Here is a 25,773-nt window from a genome sequence, read left to right as displayed (position 1 = left end):
TTCCATCCCTAGAGCGAACGCAGGACGAGAGTGGAGCACGCTTTTCTACATAAACTGGCCACATACCTGTGGCGGACACTGGTGACAGCGACGGTGCTGCTTGCACTCTATGTCGCTGTGGGGCGTGTATTGGTCGGCTCTGTCGGGGCCTATCGCCTTGCTATTCTCGAGCAGATTAACAGCCGTGTTCCTTTCACAATTGAGGCGCAGCAGGTCAGTGGCGCATGGCGCTCATTTAGTCCTGAGCTGGTACTGAGTGCTTTGCAGCTTCGCCTCGATGAACAACCCGATATTGTGTTTAATTTGCGTGAAGGGCGGGTGCGGCTCGACCTCTTAGGCAGCTTGCTGTCGGCTAATTTGCGGCTCAGTCATTTACAGCTGGATGGCTTACAACTGCCTTTGGCGATGAGTGCAGATGGTCGCTTGCACTTGGCCGGCTTTAGTCCTAGTGATAGTGAACTCGGTGATTGGGTAGAGCAGCTGGTGCTTAAAATTGAGCACTTCAGCCTGTCGGATAACCAGCTAGCCATTAGCCTGCCAAACGGTGAGCAACATTCGCTAACGCTGAATTTGAGTCTCTCTCGCGACGGCAGTTTGCGGCAGGTGCAGGGCAGCCTGTATGAGGCGGTATCAGATACTACGGTGGACTTGGCGGCCCGTACGCTGGGTAACCCCTTTGCACTGGATACACTGGAAGCTGAGCTCTATATGCGGGCAGATCAGCTGCAGCTGGATAGACTCAGTGCTTGGTTTCCGGCTTGGCAGGCACCGGCAGCTGTATCCGGTCGCGTGCATTTGGAAACCTGGCTCAATTGGCGTGCCGGCGAGCCCCATGTAGAAACGCGACTCAGGGGGCGTGAGCTGAGTGTTTGGGCAGTGGATCATCGCTGGCAGTTTCCTTTAGACCGGCTTGAGTTTTCTGCCACGCTACAGCGACAAGAATCCAGCTGGACAGTCTTTACTCGCGAATTGGCTTTGCAGCGGGGCGCTATCGAGCTCGATGTACCAAGTTTGCAGCTAGATGTTTGGGGCGATTCGCTGCGCTTGCGTGGTAAGCAGGTTTCGCTGGCGCCAATCAGTGCTTTGTTGGCCGACTTTGAGAAGACCCCCACAGGTTTAGCTGATGCTTTGCGAGTACTCGATGCCAGCGCTCAACTAAGGCGGGTGGAGTTCAGTTTGGATGATGTGCAGGCTCCGGGGCGGGCTTGGCATTTGAGCGCCAATTTCAGTGATTTCAATGCCACTTCTTGGCACGGTGCACCGGGTATCCGCTCAGCCGAGGGCTATGTATCGCTGCGGCCCGGTCAGGGGCAGGTCATATTGGATAGCCAGCGCTTCGCGATGTATTTCCCCACCGTATACGATCACCCGCTGGAATATAACGACCTTGCTGGCAGCATAGATATCAGCTGGGATGAGCAGGGCTTACAGTTAAACAGCGGCTTAATTTCAGCTCAGGCGGAAGAAGGCATGTCTAGGGCGCTGTTTGCCCTGAATGTACCTTTTACTAAAACAGATGCCGGCATTGAAATGGATTTGCTGGTCGGCTTGCAAGACTCCGAAGCGGGCTACCGGCACAAATATCTGCCCTCAGTGCTCAACCCACAGTTGCTGGCCTGGCTGCGCGACAGTTTAGGTGAAGGTGCCGTGCAGCAAGGCGCCTTTCTGTGGCGCGGCAGCTTAAAACCAAGCGCTCATGAGTTGCGCACCCTACAGTTGTTTTTTGACGTCAATGACACGGCTCTGAGTTATCACTCGGACTGGCCAGCCCTAGATGATCTGCAAGGTCTTATACTGATTGACGATAGCAATGTCAGTGTTTGGGCTGACAGCGCAAAACTTTATCAATCTGAGCTCAGCGATATTTCGGCAGAGGCCTGGATGAGCCCCGAGAGCGGAATGCAACTGGCAGTCTCTGCCACTATGCAAGGCTCCACCGAAGATGCTTTGCGCCTGGTGAAATCTTCCCCGCTGGCGGCGATGACGGGACATGTCTTTGACAACTGGTCGGGAGCGGGGCAGCTAGCGACCGATCTGGCCTTAGAGCTCGCACTTAATGACAAGAATGTAGCACCACTGGTCGCGGTCAAAGTAGCGCTGCAGCAGAGCGAGCTGAATATGCAGCCCTTAAAGTTGCAGCTGGACAATATTCAGGGCGAAGTGTCCTACCACTCCCAGCGCGGCTTCAGTTCTCAGGACCTGAGTGCTCAACTGTGGCAGCAAGCGATAAGCGCCAACTTCAGTTCGCCCTCTCTGAAGCCTGATGCGCAGCCACTTGCTGAGGGCTTAGCGTCTTCCTTGCGCATTGATTTTAAGGGCCAATTACCCGCGCAGCCCCTGCAGCATTGGCTGGGTTTAGAGGCGGCATCTTTGGCTTCTGGAAGCAGCCCTGCCACTGCCTCACTGGAGGTAATTCCCGGTCGTAGGGCTCAGTTTCGCTTGGCCTCTGAGCTACAGGGTTGGACAGTGAAATTGCCGCCCCCTCTGAGCAAAGCTAAGGATGAGGCTTTAGCTTTGCAAGTGGACTTAGATTTGACCGCGCTACCCTATAGCCTTGAGATCGAGCTAGAGCGGCGTCTCCACGCAACATTGTTAGTTGGCGCTAAGGGAGCTCTCAGTGGTGGGCATATCGCCCTGCAAGATCGTGCGCCGCTGCCCAGTGCTGGTTTATTTGAGTTGTCGGGGCAGCTTGCTTATCTCGACCCGCTGGCCTGGCGGGATTTATTGCTGCCCCTGTGGCCGGCTAAAAAAGAAGTGGCGGCTGAAGCAAACAATGTTGGCTTGCTGTTTGAGGTGGATGATTTGCTGGCGGAAACACTGCTAGTGGAGGGCATGGAGCTCAGTCAAGTGATGCTTAACGCGCGCATCGAGCCAAGTGGCGAATGGACAGTAGCGGCTGAAACTGACTGGCTGCAAGGTAGCTTACAGCTCGAGGCGGGCTTAGACCGCGGTAGCTTAGTGCTCGATTATCTAGAGCTCGATGGTCTCAGTGGCTTGTCTGGAGACCGGGAGTCGGCAGCTGAAGCAGTGGAGCTGCCTGAGCTGAGTGTCAGCGTGGCTGAGCTTTTAAAGGGAGGGCGGTCACTGGGGCACCTGCAGTTTCAGCTCAATAGCAGCGCGGGGACTTTGCGGGCTGCAACCATCACCGGGGTAATTGCTGGGCTGACGCTGGCCAAAGAGAGGCCAGGCGAGCTGGAGTGGCAGCAAGGAGCAGCTGGGCTGACTAAGCTGGTGGCTCCTTTACAGTTTGATGATTTGGGTGTAGTGCTGGATGAGTTGGGTTACGAGCGCATCTTGGAGACAGAACTCGGCCGGATGGATTTGGCCCTTGAGTGGAGTGGTGGGCCCCAGGACTTTTCCTTGCTGGTGGTGGATGGCGACTTGGATTTGGCGATTGATAGCGGTCGTTTTTTGGATGCGCCAGCCAGTGCCTCAGGCACCCTGCGGGTGGTGAGCATCCTCAACCTGAGCCAAATTCTGCAGCGCCTGAGTCTGACCCAAGTGTTCGAGTCGGGCATTCCTTTTGATCGGGTCAGGGGGGAGGTGCTATTTCGCCACGGGACCATTGTGGTGCCCTCGATAACTGTTGAAGGTGCTGCCAGTCACTTCCTCTTTAGTGGCGAGAGTCCGCTTAAAGAGCGCACACTAGATGGGGAGCTAGTGGCCACGCTGCTAGTGGCTAGTAACCTACCTTGGGTGGCCGCTTTAACAGCGGGTTTGCCAGTAGCAGCCGGTGTTTATGTAGTGAGTAGAGTTTTTGAGAAGCAAATGAACCGCATGTCGAGTGCGGTCTATCGACTAGAGGGTAGTTGGGATGAGCCACAACTGAGCTTGAGTCGTATCTTTGACAGCGGTGGTAGGGCAGAAGAGCAAAAAGAACAGCGTGAGCAGAGCGAGGAGCAAGATAAGTTAGAACAGGGGCCGGCAGAGCAAGATCGGAGCGAGCAAGATAAGCTGCGGCAGGATCGGGCAGAGTCGGCGCTTGAGAGCGAATCAGCAGAGCCCGAGCAACAGATACCAGCACCGCAAGTGCTGGAGTCAGAGACCGGCCAGGCTCAGTGAGCGCTGTTTTCCTGTAGCTCCCGCAGGTAGCGAAACAGCTTGCGGCTAGCCGCCGCTGCTTTGCCACGCGCTAACTCACGCTGATGTTGTAGCACCAGTTGCCGCAAGTGCTGACGGTCTGCATTGGGCCACTGGGTGAGCACTTGCTCGATACCTTTTACACCTCGAGCTAATACTTCATCGCGCAGAGCTTCGATTTGTTGGAAGCGCTGGCTGTTTTTGCCGCGCTCGTTATGTAGCTTGTCGAGCGCCTCTTGGATGGGCAATGGGTCGATATTGCGCATCAGCTTGCCGATGTACTGGAAATGCCGTCGGCGGGCGCTATTGGAGCGAATGTTCTGTGCTTCAGCAATCGCCTCCAATAGCTGGGCGTCATCTAAGGGCACTGTCGCCAGCTGCTTGGCACTGAGCGCTGCGAGGGTTTCACCGAGCTCTTGCAAAGCGCTCATGCGCCGTTTCATCTCACTCTTACTGAGAACCTCGTCGTCGTTATTACTGTGATTGAGCGTGTTGTCGTTAGCCATAGAACCAAGTCGCCAAGCCGAGGAATGAAACAAAGCCTACTACATCGGTGACAGTGGTGAGTACCACGCCCCCAGCCAGAGCTGGATCAATGTCGATACGCTTCAAAAGTAGTGGCAGCATGGCGCCAGTCAGACAGGCGGTGACCAGGTTGATCACCATCGCTGCAGCGATAATTAAACCCAGGTGCCAGTCATCAAACCATGCCGAGGCCGCGAGCCCGACCACACAGGCCCAAAGCATACCATTGAGTATGCCTACAGCCACTTCGCGGTTAATCAGCCACCAGCCATTTTTTGGGGTGACATGCCCCAGTGCGATACCTCGCACTAACACGGTGAGAGTTTGGGTCCCGGCGATGCCGCCCATAGAGGCCACAATGGGCATCAGTACTGCCAGGGCGACGACTTTTTCAATAGTACCCTGGAAAATGTTGATCACAGAAGAGGCGAGGAAAGCCGTCAGTAGATTGATGCCCAGCCAGATGGCACGGCGTGAGGCAGTGCGGAACACTGGGGCGAAAGTGTCTAAGTCTTCTTCGAGGCCGGCCATTGAGGTCAGTGAATGGTCGGCATCTTCGCGGATCACATCCACCACGTCATCGATGGTAATACGGCCGACCAACTGACCGCTATCGCCTATGACCGGAGCAGATACCCAGTCGTTGCCCTCAAAGAGTCGGGCTACCTGGTCGTCGGGCATGTAGGCTGGGATGGCTTCAATATTGGTATCCATCATTTCCCGCACCGTGGCCGAGGCATCCGATACCAGTAGCGTGCGCAGTGGTAATAGCCCAATAAACTGGTCGTTGCGGTTAACCACAAACAAGCTGTCAGTCATTTTGGGGATTTCTTCGTGCCGACGTAGGTAGCGCAGCACCACGTCGAGCGTTAGGCTCGGCCGGACGGTGATGGTGTCGGTGTTCATCAGGCCGCCGGCAGTGTCGTCGGGGTACTGTAAAACCCGTTCTATGCGAGCGCGGTCGTGATGGTCCATCGCCTCGAGGACTTCACGGGTAACCGCATCAGGCAGCTGCTGCAGAATATCGGCGACATCGTCATCTTCGAGGTGCTCGGTAATATGAGCAACCTCACTGGCGTTCATATCACTGAGGAAGTGCACCCGGAGCTCATCGTTGAGCTCGTTAATGACTTCCCCCTCATTTTCTCGATCGACCATTCGCCAGAGGGTGTGGCGGAATTTTGGAGGGGAGGATTCGAGTAGGTGGGCTACATCGTGGGCGGGCAGCCCGTTGAGCATGCGTTTTACATCAACGAAGGTGCCACTTTCCAGAGCCGCGGATAGCCGGTCGAGTTGCTGCTGGGATTTTGGCGTCTTCACTAAAGCCATAGAAGAGTTCCGCTGTCGATTCCCAGCGGTGGTGCCGGGCGGGCTAATTATCCGTGAAAGTGAGAACTACAACAATGTGAAGTGAGGGACTGAAGCTAAAACTGGGATTATTCCGCTTCTTCAAAACGGTTGCTGACCAAGGCGCACAGGGCGTCATTGGCGGCTTCCTCGTCGTCTCCATCAATATGCAGGTCCAGCACGCTACCTTTGCCTGCAGCCAGCATCATCACCGACATAATGCTTTTACCGTCAACCATTTTATCGTCTTTGCCGAGCTGCACGTCGCTGGAGTAGGCGGAAGCACAGCTCACAAATTTAGCTGCCGCCCGCGCATGCAGGCCAAGTTTGTTGACGATGATGACTTGCGTTTTGATCACGGTTTGTGCTGCTGTAGTTCTCTGTGCCTGAGATGGACTTGCGGAAACAGATGTTGGTAACGCTGGAACAGTCGTTCTGAGAAGTATACTGAACGATGTTGGCCGCCGGTACAACCTATGGATACCGTCATATAGCTGCGATTACTCTTTGCGTATTGCGGTAGCCAGAGGTCTAAGTAGCTGCTGATGCTATCGAATAATTCGCTCGTCATGGGCTGCGCATTAAGAAAATCCTGCACGGGCTGGTCTAGCCCACTTTGCATGCGCAGCTCAGCGACCCAGTGGGGGTTGGGTAACACTCTGACATCGAATACCAGATCGGCATCGATGGGCACGCCGCGTTTGAAACCAAATGACTGAATTAACAGTGACATACTGCCGTCATTGGAGCCAAGCAAGCGCTGTTTGATGGCGTCTCGCAGTTCATAGATGGTCAGTTGTGTTGTATCAAGGACCAGTGTTGCGGCGCTGGCAATGGACTCTAACAAAACGCGTTCGCGCTCAATGGCTTCGGCCAAAGGCGTGCTGCTACTGCTCAGCGGGTGCTTGCGACGCGTCTCGCTGAAGCGCTTGATCAGGGCGCTATCTTGAGCGTCAAGAAACAGAATTTGGCTGTTAATTTCCTCGGGTAGCGAGGCCAAGATAGCGTTGAAATTCTGTAAATCCTTCCACGCATTACGGGCATCAATACAAACCGCAGCACCGCGGAAGTGGGCGAACTCTGAGCGATTGGTTTCATTGACTAGTGCCGGCAGCAGGCCAATAGGCAAGTTATCGATGCAGTAATAACCCTCGTCCTCTAACTGGTGAAGGGCAGTACTTTTACCGGAGCCAGAGCGGCCACTGATGATCACAAGTTCCATTGTTATCTTACTCTAGGCAGCCCAATTGGTTGCGATCTGGAATAGGCTCGTCGTATCTTCTGCTTGGCGTAATGCGCTGCAAAAAGCCTCTTGGCTAAATAGGCTGGCGATATGAGACAGAATGTCTAAGTGTTGTTGATGTGCCTCGTCGGGCACCAGCAACACAAAAAGTAGATCGACTGGATCGCCATCAGGCGCGTCGAAGTCAATGGGCTCATCCAGTGTCAGCAGACAGCCCAGGGGTTGGGTGCAATTGTTGATCCGACAGTGTGGTATGGCAATCCCTTTGCCAAGGCCGGTGCTGCCCAATTTTTCACGTGCTATTAATTGTGTAAAGACCTCGTTGGCGGGGAGGGAAAGCTGATCGTCGCCGATAAGCTTGGCGATAGTTTCAAACAGTCGTTTTTTACTGCCCCCGGAAACGCGGCAGAGAGTGCGTCCGGGGGTCAGGATCTGGGCTAGGGTGTGCATGGGCTTGTGAGTTAATGACCTCGTGCTTTTTCCTTGTGCTTAATGAGCTGACGGTCGAGTTTGCTCGTCAGGGCGTCGATGGCAGCGTACATGTCATCGGACTCGGCGGCAGCAAAAATTTCCCCGCCGGCGATGAATATTGTCGCTTCCGCTTTTTGGATCAGCTTATCAACAGTCAGAGTCACCTCAGTATTGGTGATCTGGTCATAATGTCGCTGTAGGCGTTCAAATTTCTTGTCCACGAAATCCCGCATGGGAGGCGTGACGTCTACATGGTGACCGCTGACATTTATTTGCATATCTGACTCCTTCTTATTGAAAAACCGGGCTGAACCCGATACCAAGGCGAGCAATACTGCCTCGCCTATCTTTCATTCTAGACTAATCGTTTCCTCTCGTTTGAGGGGGGAATAAACAGTGTGTCACGATATTTGGCAATGGTACGTCTGGCAACTTGGATGCCTTGTTCTTCAAGCAGCTGAGCAATCTTATTGTCGCTCAGGGGCTTGCGTGGGTCTTCTGCTGCAACCAGTTTTTTAATTAGCGCTCGGATAGCAGTCGAAGAGCATTCTCCGCCACTGCTGGTACTGACGTGGCTGGAGAAAAAATACTTAAGCTCAAAAATCCCTCTTGGGGTGTGCATGTACTTGCGGGTGGTCACCCGGGAGATGGTGGACTCGTGCATCTCGATCGCTTCGGCAATATCATGCAGTACCAGCGGCTTCATGGCTTCCTCGCCATATTCGAAAAAGCTGCGCTGATGTTCAACAATTTTGCTGGCCACCTTCATCAAAGTCTCATTGCGGCTTTCTAAGCTCTTCAAAAACCAACGTGCTTCCTGCAAGTTGTCCTTTAAGTAGGTATTGTCGGCGCTGTTGTCAGCCCGTTTGATCAGGCTGGCATAGTCACTGTTGATGCGCAAGCGCGGAGCAATATCTGGATTCAACTCTACAACCCAGCGGCTTTGTTTTTTACTGACAAATACATCGGGTACAACGTACTCCGTGTCATCGGCCTCTACGCTTAGACCAGGGTTCGGATCGAGAGTTCGAATAAGCCCTAAGGCTTCTTTTAGTTCGTCTTCGCTGATGCGCAGGCGCCGTGTGATCTGACTGTAATCACCGCTGCCGACCTGCTTTAAATAGCGCGAAATAATAATGGTGGCCAGTTCCAAGTGGGGCGTCTCTGGGGGCAGCTGCCTTAGCTGCACTAAGAGACACTCCTGCAGATCGCGGGTGCAAACACCGGCTGGCTCAAACTGCTGTAAGCAGTGCAGCACTGCGAGCACTTCGTCCAGTTCAATATCCAGCTCAGGGCGCAGTGACTCTAGCAAGTCTTCAAGGCTAAGGCTTAGGCGACCGCTCGGATCAGTGGCATCGATGATGGCTAGGGCGATAATACGGTCGATATCGGATAGCCGAGTTAAATTAAGTTGCCAGCGCAATTGGTCTTGCAGCGACTCGCTGCTGGCATTGCGAGAATCGTAGTCGGGGTCAAGATGGTCGCTGCTGGCATTGCTCATGGGCGCAGAGGCGGAAGGCAACAGGTCGTCCCACTGGGTATCGACAGGCAGCTCATCTGGTATGTTGCTAGGCCAATCCTCCTGAGTGTTGTTGGAGTCGCCACCTTCGTTACTGTGCTCGAGGTTTTCTAGAGGCCCATCGCTGGAGGAAGAACTTTGTTCTTGATGGCGCTGATCGTTGTCGACTGGCGCGCTCTGCTCATGCTCATCTTCAGCAAGTTCTAGCAGCGGGTTGCTATCGAGCACCTGCTGAATTTCTTGCTGTAGATCGAGCGTACTGAGTTGCAGCAACTTGATGGCCTGCTGCAACTGGGGGGTCATGGTAAGTTGCTGGCCTAGCTTGAGCTGTAGCGACTGTTTCATGACTGGATTTTACACACGCGATTTACCACTCGAAGTGCATTTCCACTTATGGGAGAGTTATCTCAGTGTAGCCCTGACGGCAGCGCATTGACAACTCATGGCGCGAAAATTGCTTGTCGTATCGATGCGAGCTGGGAAGAAGCCTCATTTAGAGGCGGAACTGATCGCCTAAATAGACCCGGCGGACATTGTCATTGGACAGGATGGCGTCGGTGTTACCTTCGGCAATAATATGTCCTTCGCCGACAATAAAGGCATTTTCACAAATGTCCAAAGTGTCGCGAACGTTATGGTCGGTGATTAAAACGCCGATACCTCGGTCGCGCAACTGGCGGATGATCTGCTTGATGTCGTTGACCGAAATGGGGTCGACACCGGCAAAGGGCTCGTCCAGTAGGATGAAGTCCGGTTCGGTTGCTAGCGCGCGGGCAATCTCTACCCGCCGGCGCTCACCGCCGGATAGGGACTGGCCGAGACTGTCGCGCAGATGCCCGATGTGAAACTCGTCTAGCAGAGCATCACAGCGCTCATTGCGCTGCTGCCGGTTCAGGTCGGGTCGCGTCTCAAGAATAGCGAGGATATTATTAGCCACGCTCAGTTTGCGGAAGATAGAGGCCTCTTGGGGCAGGTAGCCAATGCCGCGACGCGCGCGCTCGTGCATCGGCAGTGCAGTGATGTCTTCTCCGTTGAGCGTAATGGTGCCTTTGTCAGCATGAATAATGCCCACAATCATATAAAAACAGGTGGTTTTCCCCGCCCCATTGGGGCCTAGTAGGCCAACGATACTGCCGCTTTCCAAGTGCAGTGAAACATCTTGTACCACAGCTCTACTGCGATAGGCTTTGGCCAGATTACTGGCGATCAGCTGAGCCACTGTCATCCTCTTGTTCTAGTGTCGATGCTGGAATGACTACCTGCACCCGTTTAGTGTTTTCGCTGCCCGCCTCGGAAGCTGAGTCGGAATCAGCCTTGATCAGTTGTTTAGCAATAAAGTACTCGATGGACTCACCGGCCACTCGAGAGCCGTCTTGTTCAAGACTGGCGTTGCGCCGCAGCATGACACGCTCTTCGGCCTTATAGTATTCAATAATATTAGCGCGGGCATGCACGAGCCCTTTGTCGGGGCCAGGCCGTTGCTGGAGGTGTGCTGGGCTGCCCTCGGCCACGATGCGATCAGCTTCCTCCACTTGGTGGTAGACGGTCACTTTGCCGGCGGTGATTTTTAGGCTGCCCTGGCTCATTTGAACCTTGCCTTGATACACGGTATAGCCCTGCTTGTCGTCGCGTATAGCTTGGTCAGCGCTGATATGTATTGGTTGCTTGCGGTCTTCAGGCAATGCCACAGCGCCAGCAGCCATGCCCAGCAAGAGTAAGGCGCTACAGCAGGCCAATGCTGAGCGCCAGCAGCGGACAGCGGCTCTGATTGCCTTAGGGCTGCGCTTGGACATAAATGCTCTCCACATTGGGGCTCATAACAATTCGTTCTCGGTTGAGGTCGGCTACCATACCATCTGCGCGTATGTTGCTGTCACCCTGAGTGATAGTGACGGGTACTTTAGAGCGGGCGGTATTGTTGTTAACGTTGAGGGTCATGGCCGCGGATTCCAGTGTGCCGCCGGTCTGATCGTTGTGTAGTACCACCGAGTCCTGCAGGTTCAATATGCCAGCGGCGTGGCGATAGCGGCCCCATTCGGCAGAGGCAGACCAGCTGCGGTCATTGCCATCGTGGGAGTAGAAGCGAGGTTGCTCTAGCTCCGACACATTGCGGCGTTTAAAAAACTCCGCTCGCTGGGCTTCCAGTATCTGTGACAGCTCGCCGCTGTCGCTGTACTCCCAGCTGCGCGTCTCCTCAAGATAAGTTTGGGCTAGTGCCATCTGGCGTTTCATGACCGCTGGGTCGGCGCTGGGGTCGGCGCCGGGCGTCCAATAGAGGCCGGCAGCGAGTAAAGCCGCGATAGCAAGCAAGAGCTGTAACACAGTTTTTTGCATTAGCTTGGCCCGGCGTTAAGCTATACCTGCTTGTAGCAGGCTCATCAGATGTATCACACCAACAACTCGGCCGTCATCGATGACCACCAGTGAGGTAATTTTGTTTTCTTCCATGATGCGCAGTGCCTCAGCGGCCAGCATACCTGGTTTGGCTGTTTTGGGTCCGCGGGTCATCAGTGTGGCGATCTTGGTTTGGTTGATATCGACCTGTAAATCAATAGCGCGGCGCAAGTCACCGTCAGTGAAGATGCCGGCCAGTTGGCCATCCCGGTCAATGACCGTCGTCATCCCCAGGCCCTTGTTGCTGATCTCCAGCAGGGCCTGAGCCAGCGGCGTGTCACTGCTCACCTGAGGAATGCGCTCGCCGCTGTGCATCACATCGCCCACTTTTAATAAAAGCTTCTTACCTAGAGTCCCGCCGGGATGTGAAAAGGCGAAGTCTTCCGCGGTAAAGCCACGGGCTTCTAAGAGCGCAATGGCTAAAGCATCCCCCATGACCAGCGCTGTGGTGGTGCTGGAGGTTGGCGCGAGATCTAGGGGGCAGGCCTCGGTGGCAACGCCGGTATTTAAGTGGGCGTCGCTGGCCAGTCCCAAGGTCGAGTTGGGGTTGCCGGTCATGCTGATCAAAGGGACTCCCAAGCGCTTGAACATGGGTAACAAGGTAATGACCTCAGGTACGTTACCGCTGTTAGACAAGGCGATGATGGCATCGTTCGCTGTGATCATACCCATATCGCCGTGGCTGGCCTCGCCGGGGTGGACAAAGTGTGCGGGAGTGCCGGTACTGGCAAACGTAGCGGCGATTTTGCGCGCGATATGACCGGATTTACCCATGCCGGTCACAATGACTCGGCCGCTAGTGGCCAGTAGCAATTCACAGGCGCGGTCAAAGTCGTCGGTGATGCGCTCAGCAAGCGCAGCGACCGCCTCGGCTTCCATGCGGATGGTGCGCAGGGCCGAATTGCGAAAGGGCTTCATCGGTTCGTTGGGCATGGGAGGGTCTCTAGCGGGTTTGGTACAACCAGTAATAATACAGCGCGTAGATACTTACGAACAGTATGCCGGCCGAGCGACCGACATAACTCTGTCCCGCGACCACTTGTTTGCTACCTCGGCCCAGATAAAGCGCCAGCGCCAACAACAGCGTCATTGCGGTCATGGTGCTGTAGTCGCGAGGCAGGAGCTGACTGTCGAGCTGCTCTGTCTCAAACAAGCCCGGGATAGCCATCACCGCCAACAGGTTAAATAGATTGGAGCCTAAGATATTGCCCACAGCGATATCGCTGTGGCCTCGCAGAGCGCTAGCAACGGTGGCGGCAAGCTCGGGCAGAGAGGTGCCGATGGCAACCACAGTTAGGCCAATCAGTAACTGTGAAACACCTAAAAAGAGTGCGATTTCGCTCGCTCCCCAAACCAGCAGCCGCGAACTGGCGACCAGCAACAGCAGACCGGCGGTGAAACTCAGCCAGGCACGCAGAGGGCTTAAATGAGCGGGGTTTTCATCGCCGAGAAGCTCGCTGACTTGATCTTGAAAACGCCACATGAGGTAGAGCACAACAGCCAGTGCGCCCAGCATGAGAAGGCCGTCAAAACGCGATAGTTCTCCATCTAATAGCAGCGCGCCGCAGCCGAAGGTCACTAGCAGTAAGACGGGGAGCTCTTTGCGGATAGTGGCGCGATTGATGCACAGGGGCGCAATTAGCACCGTAATCCCCAGTACTAAGCCAATATTGGCGATATTGGAGCCGATGGCATTGCCAATAGCCAACTCGCCGACGCCGGAGAGGGCAGCGGTGATTGACACCAAAATTTCAGGGGCAGAAGTGCCGATTGATACAATCGTCAGGCCGATCATGATTTGCGACAGGCCCATATTTTCGGCAATAGAGGCTGCGCCAGCAACAAATAGATCGGCGCTCCAGATGAGAATAATAAAACCGAGCAAAGTGGCAGCGGCGGCTAACAGCATAAAAACAGCTTTCCTGTTACAGTGGGCGCCGCCCAGAACTCGGGGAACTGTGGAGGAGCCAACGTTGTCATAGTTGGTGTATCGCGGTTTCGTTCACATTATGGCATGGCCATGCTTGTGAAAACCGGGCGGCAAGTATACAGACCATTAGCTCACAGAAAAGAGTAGTAGGAGCAAAGCAAGTGAATCCAGTTACCCGAATAGTTTTTTCATGGTTGGCCGCTGTTGGCCTGCTCGTATCAACGGCAGCTTTTGCTGAACAGAAGACAGCCCATGAGGTGGTGCGCAGTGCTACGGAGGCTGTCATGGAGGTGGTCGAAGAAGCCCAGAACGCCCAGGGTGCCGACACCGAAGGCTATTATGACAAGGTGCAAGAGTTGCTCGACCCAGTGGTCGATTTTCGCGGCTTTGCACGCGGTGTGATGGGGCCCTATGCCAGTAGCTCGCGTTACCGCTCATTAGATGAAGCAGGCCGTGCAGAATTGGCCTCACAGTTAGATCGCTTCACAGAGACCATGCGCAGCGGTTTGGTGCGCACCTACAGCAAAGGCTTGCTGGCTTTTGGTGGCTCACGGATTGAAGTGAAAGAGCCCGATGCCGCCGATGACAACAGCCGTCGCGCCTCCGTGCAACAGCTGATTTACAAAGATGGCTCAGAGCCTTACGTGGTGTTTTACCAAATGGGTAAAGATCGTGAGGGGCAGTGGAAGCTGCGCAATATGATCATTGAGAATGTCAATTTGGGTGAAATTTATCGCAGCCAATTTGAAAGTGCTGCGCGTAAATACGACGGTGACCTCGATAAGGTGATCGAAAGTTGGTCAGCCGTCGAACTCGAGGGCTAAGTGGCTTAGACATCGGCTCTCAGTGGCCCGAGCGGGCCAGCCAACGCGGCTGGCCTCGCTATCCCGACTGATATCTCATAAAATGCGCGCTTTTTGGTGCGACTAAACGCTTGTCTGTACCCCCTGAATGAGAGAATGATTATGGACGCTGCCACAGTGAAATCTCTGCTGCAGGCCAAATTAGAAGGCTGTGAAATCTTCGTGGAAGGTGAGGGTGATCGCTATAACATCACCGTTGTCGGTGAGTTATTTGCCGATATGCGGCCAGTAAAAAAGCAGCAGTTAGTGTACGCCGGTTTGGCAGATCAAATTGCCGCTGGCAGCATCCACGCTGTCAATATTAGAACATTTACCCCCGAGCAGTGGCAGGCCTTAGCCTAGGCCCCGACCTCAAGCGCAAGCGGAGACAGAGTGGAAAAATTAGTTATTAAGGGCGGCAAGCAGCTGCACGGCGAACTACGTATATCGGGCGCCAAAAATGCGGCTCTGCCGATCCTTGCCGCAGCACTGCTCAGTAATGAGCCGGTAACCATACGCAACCTGCCACACCTGCACGATATCACTACCATGATTGAGTTGCTCGGCTGCATGGGGGTAGAGCTAACAGTTGACGAAAAGCTCAGCATAGAAGTCAACGCCAATACGATTAGCGATTTCTCCGCACCCTACGAGTTGGTTAAAACCATGCGGGCCTCGATTCTGGTATTGGGGCCAATGGTGGCGCGTTTTGGCAAAGCCCATGTGTCCTTCCCCGGAGGCTGTGCGATTGGCAGTCGGCCAGTGGACTTGCACCTCAAAGGCCTAGAGGCGATGGGGGCCACCATTACAGTGGAAGGTGGCTACATCAATGCTGAAGTAGAGGGGCGCCTTAAGGGGGCTCGCATCTTGATGGAAACGGTCACCGTTGGCGGCACTGAAAACCTGATGATGGCCGCCACTTTGGCAGAGGGGCGAACAATCTTGGAAAATGCCGCTCGTGAGCCCGAAGTAGTGGATTTGGCTCAGTGCTTGATCGCCATGGGCGCTAAGATCAGTGGTCACGGCAGCGATACAATTGTCATTGATGGCGTAGAAGCGCTCCATGGCTGCACTTACGATGTGATGCCTGATCGCATTGAAACAGGCACCTACTTAGTAGCGGCGGCAGCGACCCGCGGCAGCATTACGCTGCGCGATACCTGCCCGGAATATTTAGAAGTGGTGCTACAAAAGTTGGAAGAAGCCGGCGCCAAGCTCGAAGTGGGCGAGGATTGGATCACTCTGGACATGGAGGGTCGACGGCCCAAAGCGGTGAGCATCAAAACGGCCCCGTACCCCGGTTTCCCAACAGACATGCAGGCCCAGTTTACTGCGATGAACGTGGTGGCCGAAGGCACGAGCACGGTGACAGAGACTGTGTTCGAAAACCGCTTGATACAGACCCATGAGATGAATCGCATGGGCGCGGATATTGTCATCGAGGGCAACACGGCGATTATTACCGGGCAAGAGAAGCTAGAAGGGGCGCCGGTGATGGCCTCTGATCTGCGTGCTTCAGCCAGTCTGGTGATTGCTGGTCTGGTGGCTAGGGGTGAAACCCGCGTCGATCGCATTTACCACATCGACCGCGGTTACGAATGTATCGAAGAAAAACTGCAACAACTGGGGGCGGATATCCGTCGCCAAGCCGACTGACACCAGAAGCGATAGCCCAAGCATGAATAAGCCCCTAACACTGGCCTTGACTAAGGGCCGCATTCTAAAGGAGACGCTGCCGCTGCTAGCGCAGGCCGGCATTGAGCCCTTAGAGGATGTGGCGCAGAGTCGTAAACTAATTTTCGCCACCACTGAGCCTGGCTTACAGCTAGTCATTATTCGCGGCACTGATGTGCCCACCTACGTCCGCCATGGTGCGGCTGACTTTGGCGTGGTGGGCAAAGACATTCTGCTCGAGCACGGTGCGGAGGGCTTGTATGAGCCTCTGGATCTAGGTATTGCCCGCTGTCGTTTGATGACCGCAGGCCCAGTGGGCTGGCAGCCCAACGGCGCGCGGGTGCGCGTGGCAACCAAGTTTGCCAATATAGCCCGCCGCTACTTTGCTCAGCAGGGAGTTCACGCCGATGTGATCAAGCTCTATGGAGCGATGGAGCTGGCGCCGATGATGGACTTAGCTGACCTGATCGTAGATATCGTTGATACCGGCAATACGCTGCGCGCCAACGATATGGAGCCGCTGGAAGAAATTGCCTCTATCAGCTCCCGGCTGGTAGTTAACAAGGCCTCCATGCGCGCGCGATACGGCAACATTCAGGCGATAGTTGATCGCCTGGCTGATGTTGTTGCCCAGCAGAGCTGATATGCGACGTTTAGATAGCCGTCAATCTGACTTTGATCTTGAACTGAAGCGCCTGACCGAGTGGGATGACGCCTTAGATCGCGAAGTTGATGCCGCCGTGGCTGAAATATTGCGCGATGTTCGGCAGCGGGGAGATCAAGCGGTGCTCGATTACACCGCGCGTTTTGACCGTTTGCCAGCTGCCAGCATGGCCGAGCTGGAAGTTAGCGAAGAGCGTCTTGATGCAGCACTGGCAGCGATTAGCCCGGCACAGCGCAGTGCGCTGGAGCAGGCAGCTGAGCGAGTGCGCAGTTATCACCAGCACCAGCGACAGGAGAGCTGGTTCTACCACGATGAACTCGGCAACCGCCTGGGGCAAAAAGTTAGTCCGCTGGAGCGCGCGGGGGTCTATGTGCCGGGTGGCAAGGCGAGTTATCCCTCTTCGGTGCTGATGAATACCTTGCCGGCGAAGGTGGCTGGCGTCGCGGAAGTGATTATGGTGGTGCCGGCGCCAGATGGTGAGCTAAGCGATATGGTACTGGCGGCAGCTCGCATTGCTGGGGTCGACCGCGTGTTTACCATTGGCGGCGCGCAGGCCGTGGCGGCGCTGGCCTACGGCACCGAAACTGTACCCGCGGTAGATAAGATAGTCGGTCCAGGTAATATTTACGTGGCTACGGCTAAGCGGCAGGTATTTGGCCGTGTGGGTATCGACATGATCGCTGGACCCTCAGAGATTCTAGTCATTTGCGATGGTGGCACCGACCCAGATTGGGTGGCGATGGATTTGTTCTCCCAAGCCGAGCACGATGAAAATGCCCAGTCCTTGTTACTCTGTCCTGATGCCGCTTATCTCGATCGGGTGGCGGAAAGTATTGAGCGTTTGTTGCCGACCATGGAGCGGCAGGCGATTATCCGCGCTTCTTTAAGTGCTCGAGGTGCGATGATCTTGACGCGCGACCTCGACGAAGCGGTAGCGATTAGTAATCGCTTAGCCCCTGAGCACTTGGAATTGTCGGTGCAAGACCCGGAGGCTTTGTTGCCAGCAGTGCAGCACGCCGGCGCTATATTTATGGGGCCCTACACCACAGAAACCCTTGGCGACTATTGCGCCGGCCCCAATCACGTGCTGCCAACCTCGGCTACTGCACGCTTCTCATCACCGCTTGGGGTCTATGATTTTCAGAAGCGCAGTTCGGTGATTTACTGCAGCGAGCAAGGGGTGCAGAGTTTGGGCCGTATCGCCTCGGAGCTAGCTCGAGGCGAGCAGCTAAGTGCCCACGCCCGCAGTGCTGAGATGCGCCTGATAGAAGACTAGCCCTGGGCAAGTAGGCTAGGGCTTATGGTTATTGCAGGCTGGGCGAATATCGCAGAGTGCCAACGATGGCCTGTAGGTCCAGCGACTGCTTGTCGCGTAGCACCGTTACATCAATGCCGTCACCGGGGCGCAACATGGCTATTCGGTGCATGGTTTGACGTCCATCGCGAATCGCTTCGCCGTCGATGTGAGTAATGATATCGCCCAGCTGGATGCCGGCCCGTTGGGCGGGGCTGCCTTCGGTAATGGCTTCAACCGCTAGTGCTTGACCGGTGGGTGAGCCGTTAATGAGGCGCCTTACTGGCTCGACACTCACACCGAGCCAGCCGCGAATCACCTCGCCGTAGTCCACCAGATCTTGCATGACAAACACAGCGAGATTGACGGGAATAGCCAAGCTGATACCGATGCCGGTGGGTGAAGCGGCACGGCCCTGGTCGCCAGCCGTGTAAATCAGTGTGTTGATGCCAAGCAAGCGGCCCTGAGTGTCGATCAGTGCCCCGCCCGAGTTACCCAGGTGAATGATGGCATCAGTTTGAATGTAGTCTTCGTAGGTGTTGCTGCGGCCCTGTTGTGGGAAGTAGCGGCCCAGTGCCGAGACGATGCCTTGGGTGACCGAGTTACCAAAGCCCAAGGGGTTGCCGATCGCGAGCACCACATCGCCCACCCGGGTGTTATCGGAGTTGCCAAGCTCTATCGGTTGCAGGTCGGGCAAGTCGATTTTGAGCACTGCCAAATCGGTGGCGGTATCGGTGCCGATGACTCGGGCTTTAGCTAGGCGACCGTCGTGCAGTAGAACTTGGATTGCATCGACTTGGTTAATCACATGATTGTTGGTCAGAATGTGACCCTCTTGGGTCATGATGACGCCCGAGCCGAGGGATTGCTCAATTCTCTGGCGGCGCTCCTGATGTAGATTTTGGCGCCCAGGAAATAAGCCGCTCATTGGCTGGCTGCGTTCGGCTACAAGGCGTGCGGTATATATGTTAACAACCGCTGGGCTGGCGCTGCGTACAGCTGCTGCGTAGCTCACGGTCTCTGCTGTGGCTGGGCTGTTGCCTGGGCTGCTGGGCAAAACATAGCGATCTAGAATCAGCAGAGCTGCAAATAGGCCGGCCAAAGTCGGCCAAGTAATAAATTTGAGGGTGTCTTTCATAGCGCCGTTACATGTCGTTTAGCGGGCGCATTGTATATGATGCGCCCTTCCGGTGTCCTGTGCCTTGATATGCTGGCGCTAGCTGGGAGCCGGATGAGAGCTATTCAAACACATCATAGTCGGGGGTTAAAAGCGTGTCTGTATCACTGCGGGAGCTTCAACTGGAATTGGATCGGGTGCTGCAACCGCAGCTATTTAGAGATTACTGCCCGAATGGCTTGCAGGTAGAGGGGCGCAGCGAAGTGCGACGCTTGGTCACTGGTGTGACTGCCAACCAAGCTCTGCTCGATGCCGCCTTGGAGTGGGAGGCTGATGCGATATTGGTCCACCATGGCTATTTTTGGAAGGGTGAGCCCGAAGTAATTACTGGTATGAAGCGCCGGCGTTTGGCGACTCTGCTAGCTAATGATATTAGTCTCTTGGCTTATCACTTGCCCCTCGATGCCCACCCAGAGCTCGGTAATAACGCCTGCTTGGGGCGGCTCTTAGAGTTTGACGATAATGAGAGCTTGTTTCCCGGGCGCAGTGACGCAGTGGGTAATGTGGCAAGCTTGTCTGTGCCGCGCTCGGCGTCTGAGTTGGTGGCGCAATTGCGCGAGCTAACAGGTCGTGAGCCACTGCATATCGGTGATCCAGAGCAGCAGGTACAGCGCGTGGCTTGGTGTACGGGTGCGGCGCAATCTTACATCGATGCGGCACTCGCAGCAGGAGCGGAGTTGTTTATAAGCGGCGAGGCTTCAGAGCAAACTGTCCACACTGCCCGGGAAGAGGGGATTGGCTTTATTGCTGCCGGTCACCACGCAACGGAGCGCTATGGGGTGCAGGCGGTGGGTGCGGCAATGGCGAGTTTGTTTGATTTAGAGCACCGCTACATCGATATCGATAACCCGGTGTAGCGGTGCCTGCCAAGCAAGTAGGCTAGGGTTTAGAGCTTGGCAGCGCTTTCTTCTTTGTGCTCCACGGCGGGGGCGCGCGGCTTTTCGTTCTCCAAGCCGAATTCTTCGTTCAGCATGCCCTTTTCTTCAGGTGAAGATTTGGGCGCATAGTCCAGCGGTGGCTGAATGCTGGCCAAGTGGGCGGGAATTTCAGCGTCATCGCCGGCCCGTTCTAGGCGGTCCATAGAGATCGGGCCTTGTCCTTGGCACAGGGTGGCGGCGCCATTGGCTAGGTGGTTATGCACATCGCGATAGCTATCGGTGAGCGAATTGAGCAGCTTAGCGGTTTTGCCAAAGTGCTCCACAACCTCATCTTCATAAGCGCGCTTGTCTTGAATGACTTGATCTAGTTTGCGTTCGACCTCGCGGTATTTCTTACCATCTGCTGAGCTCCGTCGGCCTAGCAGCAGACCGATGCCCAAACCGACAAGTAGGGCGATGGCAACTGAAATGGCGACGATGGTTATGCTATACACAGGCAAATCCTCACAGGGCGGGAAAAACAGGTCGGCTAGTATACCCGAATATAGGGCGGACAAAAGGTTTGCGCTAGCCATTGTCGTTGCCAATAGCCTGCGCGGTCGTTAAAGTGGCGCCTTCCGGAAATCCACCTGAAATAAGCAGCTACTCGAGCCGTCTCGAATTGACTTCAATTACACAAACACCACTGCAACGCTATCAAGCTGATCTACAGCGTGAGGGCTTTAGCTACGATGCCTCCCAAGAGCATGCTGTGCGCCTGCTCGATGACCTCTATCAGCGCTTATTGGCTCGCAAACGAAACAACAAGGGCTTTGGGGCGCTGTGGCGGAGATTGAAAAAAGAGCGGCAGGAGCCCGAGATTGGGCTATATTTTTGGGGTGGCGTAGGCCGCGGCAAGACCTATTTGGTCGATACCTTTTATGAGTGCTTGCCATTTAAGGACAAAATGCGGGTGCATTTTCATCGCTTTATGCAGCGCGTACACGCTGAGCTCACTGCGCTCGATGGTGAAAAGAACCCCCTAAACTTGGTGGCAGATCGCTTGGCCAGCGAGGCCTGTATTATTTGTTTCGATGAGTTTTTTGTCAGCGATATTGCCGATGCGATGATTTTAGGCGCTTTGATGGAGGCCCTCTTTGAGCGCGGCGTAAGCTTGGTGGCCACTTCAAATATCGTGCCTTCGAAGCTCTATGAGAACGGTCTGCAGCGACAGCGCTTTTTGCCGGCCATAGCCCTGATCGAGCGCTATACCCAAGTCGTTAATGTGGATGCGGGGGTGGACTATCGTCTGCGCACACTGCAGCAGGCAGAGCTCTACCATTACCCCTTGGGCGAGGCGGCTGATAACAGTTTGGAGCGTAGCTTTGAGCAGCTGGCGTCGGAGCCTGGCAAACACTGGGAGCGGCTGCTGGTGAATGGTCGCTACCTGACTTGTCGGCGATTGACCGAAGATGTCGCCTGGTTTGACTTTGATGAGCTCTGCGATGGGCCGAGGTCGCAGAATGACTATATCGAGTTAGCGCGTATTTTTAATACTGTGCTGATATCTGGGGTGCCGGCGATGGGCCGTGCCAATGATGATGCGGCGCGCCGTTTCATCAATTTAGTCGATGAATTTTACGATCGTAACGTAAAGCTGGTTTTAGCGGCAGACAAACCACTTTTAGAGCTGTATAGTAGCGGCCGCCTGGAGTTCGAGTTCCAGCGCACCGTATCGCGGCTGCAAGAGATGCAGTCTACGGAGTATTTAGCTCGCGAGCACCGCCCCTGAAACCACGGAGCACGCAGCAGATAGGTTGGTCGCAGATGCAGATGTCGACAGGCCGGGCCACAGAGCCCCAATAGCGATTCGGCTAAATTAAATGTAAGTAGCGAATATTCTTTTACTTTTCGCTTGAAAAGGCGTGGGCGCGGCGGTAGTATTCGCGCTCTCGAAATTGGAGCCCTCCAAGAGGCGGTTATTGATGAAAACTTTTAGTGCCAAAGCTGAAGAAGTGTCCCGCGACTGGTTCGTGGTCGACGCGTCTGACAAGACTCTGGGGCGCCTGGCCAGTGAGATTGCTCACCGTTTGCGTGGCAAGCACAAGCCCGAATACACACCTCACGTCGACACCGGCGATTATATCGTGGTGATCAACGCCGAGAAAATCCGTGTGACCGGTGCCAAGGCGACCGACAAAATGTACCACCACCACACGGGTTATCCCGGTGGTCTGAAATCTATGTCTTTCGAGAAGTTGATCGAAAAGGCACCTGAGCGTGTGCTTCAGGGTGCTGTGAAAGGCATGCTGCCGCGCAACCCGCTCGGCCGCGCTATGTTCAAGAAACTGAAAGTCTATGCAGGTACTGAGCATCCGCACGCCGCGCAGCAGCCGCAAGAATTGAATATCTAACGGAAATCACCTATGTCAGCTACCCAATACTACGGAACAGGTCGTCGCAAGACTTCCACCGCGCGTGTGTTTATCCAAAGCGGTGAAGGTGCGATCACAGTAAACAAGCGTCCACTGGACCAGTACTTCGGTCGCGAAGTGGCACGTATGATCGTGCGTCAGCCGCTGGAGTTGGTTGAACTGAGTGACAAGTTCGACATCAACGTGACAGTGGAAGGCGGCGGCAGCTTCGGCCAAGCCGGTGCGATTCGTCACGGTATTACGCGCGCACTCATGGAATACGATGAGTCTCTGCGTGGCACCCTGCGTGGCGCAGGCTATGTGACACGTGATGCCCGTGCGGTTGAGCGGAAGAAAGTGGGCCTGCGCAAAGCGCGCAAGCGTCCCCAGTTCTCCAAGCGTTAATTGGCTTCAGGTGCGGGCTCAGCTCGGCACCTATCAGGCCAAGCTCAAGACAAAACGTCCGGTCTGCACGCAGGTCGGGCGTTTTTTTGTGTCTGGAGAGTCCTTTTGTGGGGCTGCTGTGTTGGCCCCTAAGAGTCGGCTATGTCGGGCTTTTTCCTTGTCAGAACCGGCTAAAATCATTACTATTTGCAACATTTTCGCAAAGCGGTCCCGGTGGTCTGGTAATCTCTGCCAACGAGCCGATGATTAGGGGAGAGAAGCATGAGTAGCGATGGCGTAAACACCGGCAGGAGGCGTTTCCTAACGGCCGCCACCAGTGCGGTGGGTGTTGCCGGTGCGGTAGGAATTGCTGTGCCATTTCTGGGTTCTTGGAACCCATCTGCCAAGGCGAAGGCCGCCGGTGCGCCGGTCAAAGCCGATATCAGTAAGTTAGAGCCGGGCCAGATGGTGGTCGTGGAGTGGCGTGGTCAGCCGGTTTATGTGGTGTACCGCACGCCGGAAATGCTCGCCGCACTGTCGTCGCTAGACGGTAGCCTGAAAGATCCCGCGTCCGAAATTTCTGAGCAGCCAGACTACGTGACCGGTGAAGGTCGCGCGATTCGCCCCGAAATATTTGTGGCGGTTGGTCTGTGCACCCACCTCGGTTGTGCGCCTAAATATCGTCCTGAAGTCGGCGCTGCTGATCTGGGTGGCGATGCTTGGGTGGGCGGCTTTTTCTGTCCCTGCCACGGCTCTAAGTTCGACCTTGCTGGCCGCGTGTACAATGGTGTGCCGGCTTCAGCTAACTTGGTGGTGCCGCCGTACTCCTACGAAGGCGACAACGTTCTGGTGATTGGCGTGGATACGGAGGCAGCCTGATGATCAATATGCTAGTAGGTTTGCGAGACTGGGTAGATGAGCGTCTGCCCATCATGCGTGCGTGGAATACGCACATGGCCAAGTACTACGCGCCGAAAAACTTTAACTTCTGGTATTACTTTGGTGTGCTATCGCTGTTAGTGCTGGTTAATCAGCTACTGACAGGTATCTGGCTGACTATGAGCTACACACCGAGTGCCGAAAATGCTTTCGCATCGGTCGAGTACATCATGCGCGATGTCGACTACGGCTGGATTCTGCGCTACATGCACTCCACGGGGGCCTCGGCCTTCTTTGTGGTGGTGTATTTGCACATGTTCCGCGCCTTGATTTATGGCTCTTACAAGAAGCCCCGCGAGTTGATTTGGATCTTCGGTATGTTGATCTTCGTGGTGCTAATGGCCGAGGCCTTCGTTGGCTACGTATTGCCTTGGGGGCAGATGTCCTACTGGGGCGCCCAGGTGATTATCTCCCTGTTTGGTGCGATTCCCGTGGTCGGGGAAGATCTGGTGACTTGGATTCGCGGTGACTACCTGATTTCCGGTGCCACTCTGAACCGCTTCTTCGCGCTGCACGTAGTTGCCCTGCCAATCGTGTTGTTGGCGCTGGTGGTGCTGCACTTGCTGGCTCTGCACGAAGTGGGCTCAAATAACCCCGATGGTGTGGAGATCAAAAAGAATAAAGGGCCAGATGGCGTGCCGCTAGATGGCGTGGCCTTCCACCCTTACTACACAGTGCACGATTTACAGGCGATCGCTGTGTTCCTGTTTGTGTTCTGTGCGGTGATTTTCTTTATGCCAGAGATGGGCGGCTTCTTCTTAGAATACGCCAACTTTGAACAGGCAGATGGCTTGAAGACGCCTGAGCATATTGCGCCCGTATGGTACTTCACACCCTTCTACTCGGTGCTGCGTGCTGTACCGGATAAGTTCTGGGGTTTTGTGGCCTTTGCCGCCTCGGTAGCGATTCCCTTTATCTTGCCCTGGTTGGATCGCAACCCGGTGAAGTCTTGGCGCTATCGCGGCAACCTGAATAAGGTCATGCTGGTGCTGTTTGTGGCCTGCTTCCTGATTCTGGGTGTGCTGGGTGTTAAATCGCCGACTCCTGAGCGTACTTTCTTGGCGCAGATTTGCTCGATATTCTACTTCGCCTTTTTCCTGCTGATGCCTATTTGGTCTAAGATGGACAAGACCAAGCCAGTACCCGAGCGTGTTACTATGGATGGCGGCATTGGTTTCTGGGGCAGCTTGGCGGGTTTGGCGCTGATTCTTGCGCTGACTATTTTGCCGCTCAAAGCAGTGGGAGCCGAGTCAGGTTTCAACTGCGGCACTGTGCCCTGTGATGAGTTTACTGCCGATGCATCGGACAAGGCTTCCTTGCAAAATGGTGCCAAGCTCTATATGAACTACTGTATGGGCTGTCACTCCTTGCAGTACTCTCGTTACAACCGCGTAGCGGCTGACCTAGGCATTCCAGAGGACCTTTTCGAGGCCAACCTGATTTTTGACCCCAGTGTCAAAATCGGCGAGCTGATGAACAATTCTATGTCAGTGAAGGATGCTAAAGTATGGTTTGGTGCTGCACCGCCAGATTTGACGCTGATCTCGCGGGCTCGCCAGCCAGAGTGGCTGTATACCTACCTGCGCACTTTCTACAAGGATGAGAGTCGTCCTTGGGGAGTGAACAATAAGGTCTTTAAGGATGTGGGTATGCCCCATGTCTTGTTGGAGCTGCAGGGCATGCAGGAGTGTGCACTGGGGCCAGCAAGAGCTGCTAACGGCGGAGTGAAGCGTGATCCGCTGACCGGCGAGGACATCATGGAAGTGCCTTGTGGTCGCTTGGTGGTGACTGAAGAGGGATCGATGTCGCCTGAAGAGTTCGACACGGCAATGTACGACCTGACCAACTTTCTGGCCTACACATCAGAGCCGATGGCGAATGATCGCAAGCGCATCGGTACTTTTGTGCTGCTCTTTGTAGCCCTGTTCTTTGTATTCGCCTGGTTGCTCAATCGCGAATATTGGAAAGACATACACTAAGACTCGCAAGAGTCGCTGCCGCCGCGCGCTTAAACCCGCG

Annotated in this window: 26 protein-coding genes; 12 read left to right on the top strand and 14 right to left on the bottom strand. The window is 55.0% G+C overall.

Annotated elements, in window-relative coordinates; genetic code table 11:
• Positions 1-30 precede the first annotated feature (30 nt).
• Complete coding sequence (locus H2508_RS07740) at positions 31-4,062, top strand: YhdP family protein (protein WP_182171477.1); 4,032 nt, start codon at positions 31-33, stop codon at positions 4,060-4,062.
• Here the strand turns inward: H2508_RS07740 and yjgA are convergent.
• From yjgA to H2508_RS07680, 12 genes are all read right to left on the bottom strand, one after another.
• Positions 4,056-4,586: a ribosome biogenesis factor YjgA gene (gene yjgA / locus H2508_RS07735; protein WP_182171473.1), complete on the bottom strand. Its 531-nt coding sequence runs from the start codon at positions 4,584-4,586 to the stop codon at positions 4,056-4,058. The genes H2508_RS07740 and yjgA overlap by 7 nt on opposite strands.
• Positions 4,579-5,934, bottom strand: coding sequence for a magnesium transporter (mgtE, locus tag H2508_RS07730; RefSeq protein ID WP_182171470.1), 1,356 nt, complete (start codon positions 5,932-5,934; stop codon positions 4,579-4,581). The genes yjgA and mgtE overlap by 8 nt, the downstream gene beginning before the upstream one ends.
• Positions 5,935-6,041: 107 nt before the next feature.
• On the bottom strand, positions 6,042-6,311 hold the full coding sequence (locus H2508_RS15015) for an HPr family phosphocarrier protein (RefSeq protein ID WP_182171467.1): 270 nt from the start codon (positions 6,309-6,311) through the stop codon (positions 6,042-6,044).
• Positions 6,308-7,174, bottom strand: coding sequence for an RNase adapter RapZ (gene rapZ / locus H2508_RS07720; protein WP_182171464.1), 867 nt, complete (start codon positions 7,172-7,174; stop codon positions 6,308-6,310). The genes H2508_RS15015 and rapZ overlap by 4 nt, the downstream gene beginning before the upstream one ends.
• Positions 7,175-7,186: 12 nt before the next feature.
• Positions 7,187-7,645, bottom strand: a complete 459-nt coding sequence (gene ptsN, locus H2508_RS07715) for a PTS IIA-like nitrogen regulatory protein PtsN (protein ID WP_182171461.1) — start codon at positions 7,643-7,645, stop codon at positions 7,187-7,189.
• Between the two features lie 11 nt (positions 7,646-7,656).
• On the bottom strand, positions 7,657-7,944 hold the full coding sequence (hpf, locus tag H2508_RS07710; RefSeq protein WP_182171458.1) for a ribosome hibernation-promoting factor, HPF/YfiA family: 288 nt from the start codon (positions 7,942-7,944) through the stop codon (positions 7,657-7,659).
• Positions 7,945-8,021: 77 nt separating this feature from the next.
• Positions 8,022-9,530, bottom strand: coding sequence for an RNA polymerase factor sigma-54 (locus H2508_RS07705; RefSeq protein WP_182171455.1), 1,509 nt, complete (start codon positions 9,528-9,530; stop codon positions 8,022-8,024).
• A 148-nt stretch (positions 9,531-9,678) separates the two neighbouring features.
• Positions 9,679-10,404, bottom strand: a complete 726-nt coding sequence (lptB, locus tag H2508_RS07700; RefSeq protein WP_182171452.1) for an LPS export ABC transporter ATP-binding protein — start codon at positions 10,402-10,404, stop codon at positions 9,679-9,681.
• The gene (lptA, locus tag H2508_RS07695) at positions 10,382-10,978 is read right to left on the bottom strand and encodes a lipopolysaccharide transport periplasmic protein LptA (RefSeq protein ID WP_182171449.1); all 597 of its coding nucleotides are present in this window, start codon (positions 10,976-10,978) and stop codon (positions 10,382-10,384) included. Before lptA ends, lptB begins: the two co-directional genes overlap by 23 nt.
• Positions 10,959-11,519, bottom strand: a complete 561-nt coding sequence (gene lptC, locus H2508_RS07690; RefSeq protein ID WP_182171446.1) for an LPS export ABC transporter periplasmic protein LptC — start codon at positions 11,517-11,519, stop codon at positions 10,959-10,961. Before lptC ends, lptA begins: the two co-directional genes overlap by 20 nt.
• 15 nt (positions 11,520-11,534) lie before the next feature.
• Positions 11,535-12,512 (bottom strand): KpsF/GutQ family sugar-phosphate isomerase, encoded by a 978-nt coding sequence (locus tag H2508_RS07685; protein ID WP_235965145.1) that lies wholly within the window; start codon positions 12,510-12,512, stop codon positions 11,535-11,537.
• Positions 12,513-12,522: 10 nt separating this feature from the next.
• Positions 12,523-13,488 (bottom strand): calcium/sodium antiporter, encoded by a 966-nt coding sequence (locus tag H2508_RS07680; protein WP_182171443.1) that lies wholly within the window; start codon positions 13,486-13,488, stop codon positions 12,523-12,525.
• Between the two features lie 182 nt (positions 13,489-13,670).
• Between H2508_RS07680 and H2508_RS07675 the strand changes: the two genes are divergently transcribed.
• The 5 genes from H2508_RS07675 (at position 13,671) to hisD (ending at position 17,965) form a co-directional block, all read left to right on the top strand.
• Entirely contained in the window at positions 13,671-14,333 is a 663-nt protein-coding gene (locus H2508_RS07675) for an MlaC/ttg2D family ABC transporter substrate-binding protein (protein ID WP_328799341.1), read from the top strand.
• Positions 14,334-14,474: 141 nt separating this feature from the next.
• Positions 14,475-14,714 carry a BolA family protein gene (locus H2508_RS07670; protein ID WP_182171440.1) on the top strand — a complete coding sequence of 80 codons (240 nt, stop codon included), beginning with the start codon at positions 14,475-14,477 and terminating at the stop codon, positions 14,712-14,714.
• A 30-nt stretch (positions 14,715-14,744) separates the two neighbouring features.
• Entirely contained in the window at positions 14,745-16,007 is a 1,263-nt protein-coding gene (murA, locus tag H2508_RS07665) for a UDP-N-acetylglucosamine 1-carboxyvinyltransferase (protein ID WP_182171437.1), read from the top strand.
• A 22-nt stretch (positions 16,008-16,029) separates the two neighbouring features.
• Positions 16,030-16,668 carry an ATP phosphoribosyltransferase gene (gene hisG, locus H2508_RS07660; protein WP_182171433.1) on the top strand — a complete coding sequence of 213 codons (639 nt, stop codon included), beginning with the start codon at positions 16,030-16,032 and terminating at the stop codon, positions 16,666-16,668.
• Between the two features lies 1 nt (position 16,669).
• Positions 16,670-17,965 carry a histidinol dehydrogenase gene (gene hisD, locus H2508_RS07655; protein ID WP_182171430.1) on the top strand — a complete coding sequence of 432 codons (1,296 nt, stop codon included), beginning with the start codon at positions 16,670-16,672 and terminating at the stop codon, positions 17,963-17,965.
• A 28-nt stretch (positions 17,966-17,993) separates the two neighbouring features.
• Here the strand turns inward: hisD and H2508_RS07650 are convergent, their stop codons facing one another.
• Positions 17,994-19,121: a S1C family serine protease gene (locus tag H2508_RS07650; RefSeq protein ID WP_182171427.1), complete on the bottom strand. Its 1,128-nt coding sequence runs from the start codon at positions 19,119-19,121 to the stop codon at positions 17,994-17,996.
• Between the two features lie 134 nt (positions 19,122-19,255).
• Here H2508_RS07650 and H2508_RS07645 point away from each other — a divergent pair, with 134 nt between their 5' ends.
• Positions 19,256-20,017 carry a Nif3-like dinuclear metal center hexameric protein gene (locus H2508_RS07645; protein ID WP_182171424.1) on the top strand — a complete coding sequence of 254 codons (762 nt, stop codon included), beginning with the start codon at positions 19,256-19,258 and terminating at the stop codon, positions 20,015-20,017.
• Positions 20,018-20,046: 29 nt separating this feature from the next.
• Here H2508_RS07645 and H2508_RS07640 read toward each other — a convergent pair whose 3' ends face one another.
• Positions 20,047-20,532, bottom strand: a complete 486-nt coding sequence (locus H2508_RS07640; protein ID WP_182171409.1) for a YhcB family protein — start codon at positions 20,530-20,532, stop codon at positions 20,047-20,049.
• 167 nt (positions 20,533-20,699) lie between these two features.
• On the opposite strand from H2508_RS07640, the gene zapE reads away from it, so the two are divergent.
• The 5 genes from zapE to H2508_RS07615 all read left to right on the top strand — a co-directional run bounded on the left by zapE (position 20,700) and on the right by H2508_RS07615 (position 25,733).
• On the top strand, positions 20,700-21,809 hold the full coding sequence (gene zapE / locus H2508_RS07635) for a cell division protein ZapE (protein WP_220463662.1): 1,110 nt from the start codon (positions 20,700-20,702) through the stop codon (positions 21,807-21,809).
• Between the two features lie 193 nt (positions 21,810-22,002).
• Positions 22,003-22,431, top strand: a complete 429-nt coding sequence (gene rplM, locus H2508_RS07630; RefSeq protein WP_220463661.1) for a 50S ribosomal protein L13 — start codon at positions 22,003-22,005, stop codon at positions 22,429-22,431.
• Positions 22,432-22,443: 12 nt separating this feature from the next.
• Complete coding sequence (rpsI, locus tag H2508_RS07625) at positions 22,444-22,836, top strand: 30S ribosomal protein S9 (RefSeq protein ID WP_182171403.1); 393 nt, start codon at positions 22,444-22,446, stop codon at positions 22,834-22,836.
• Positions 22,837-23,097: 261 nt separating this feature from the next.
• Entirely contained in the window at positions 23,098-23,694 is a 597-nt protein-coding gene (gene petA / locus H2508_RS07620; protein ID WP_182171400.1) for a ubiquinol-cytochrome c reductase iron-sulfur subunit, read from the top strand.
• Entirely contained in the window at positions 23,694-25,733 is a 2,040-nt protein-coding gene (locus H2508_RS07615; protein ID WP_182171398.1) for a ubiquinol-cytochrome c reductase, read from the top strand. The genes petA and H2508_RS07615 overlap by 1 nt, the downstream gene beginning before the upstream one ends.
• The last annotated feature ends 40 nt before the right edge of the window (positions 25,734-25,773 follow it).

It is taken from the genome of Sediminihaliea albiluteola (assembly GCF_014077625.1).
Classification (GTDB): Bacteria; Pseudomonadota; Gammaproteobacteria; order Pseudomonadales; family Halieaceae; genus Sediminihaliea; species Sediminihaliea albiluteola.
Note: the sequence above shows the minus strand (reverse complement) of the source record. Positions and strands in the feature narration are given on the sequence as shown.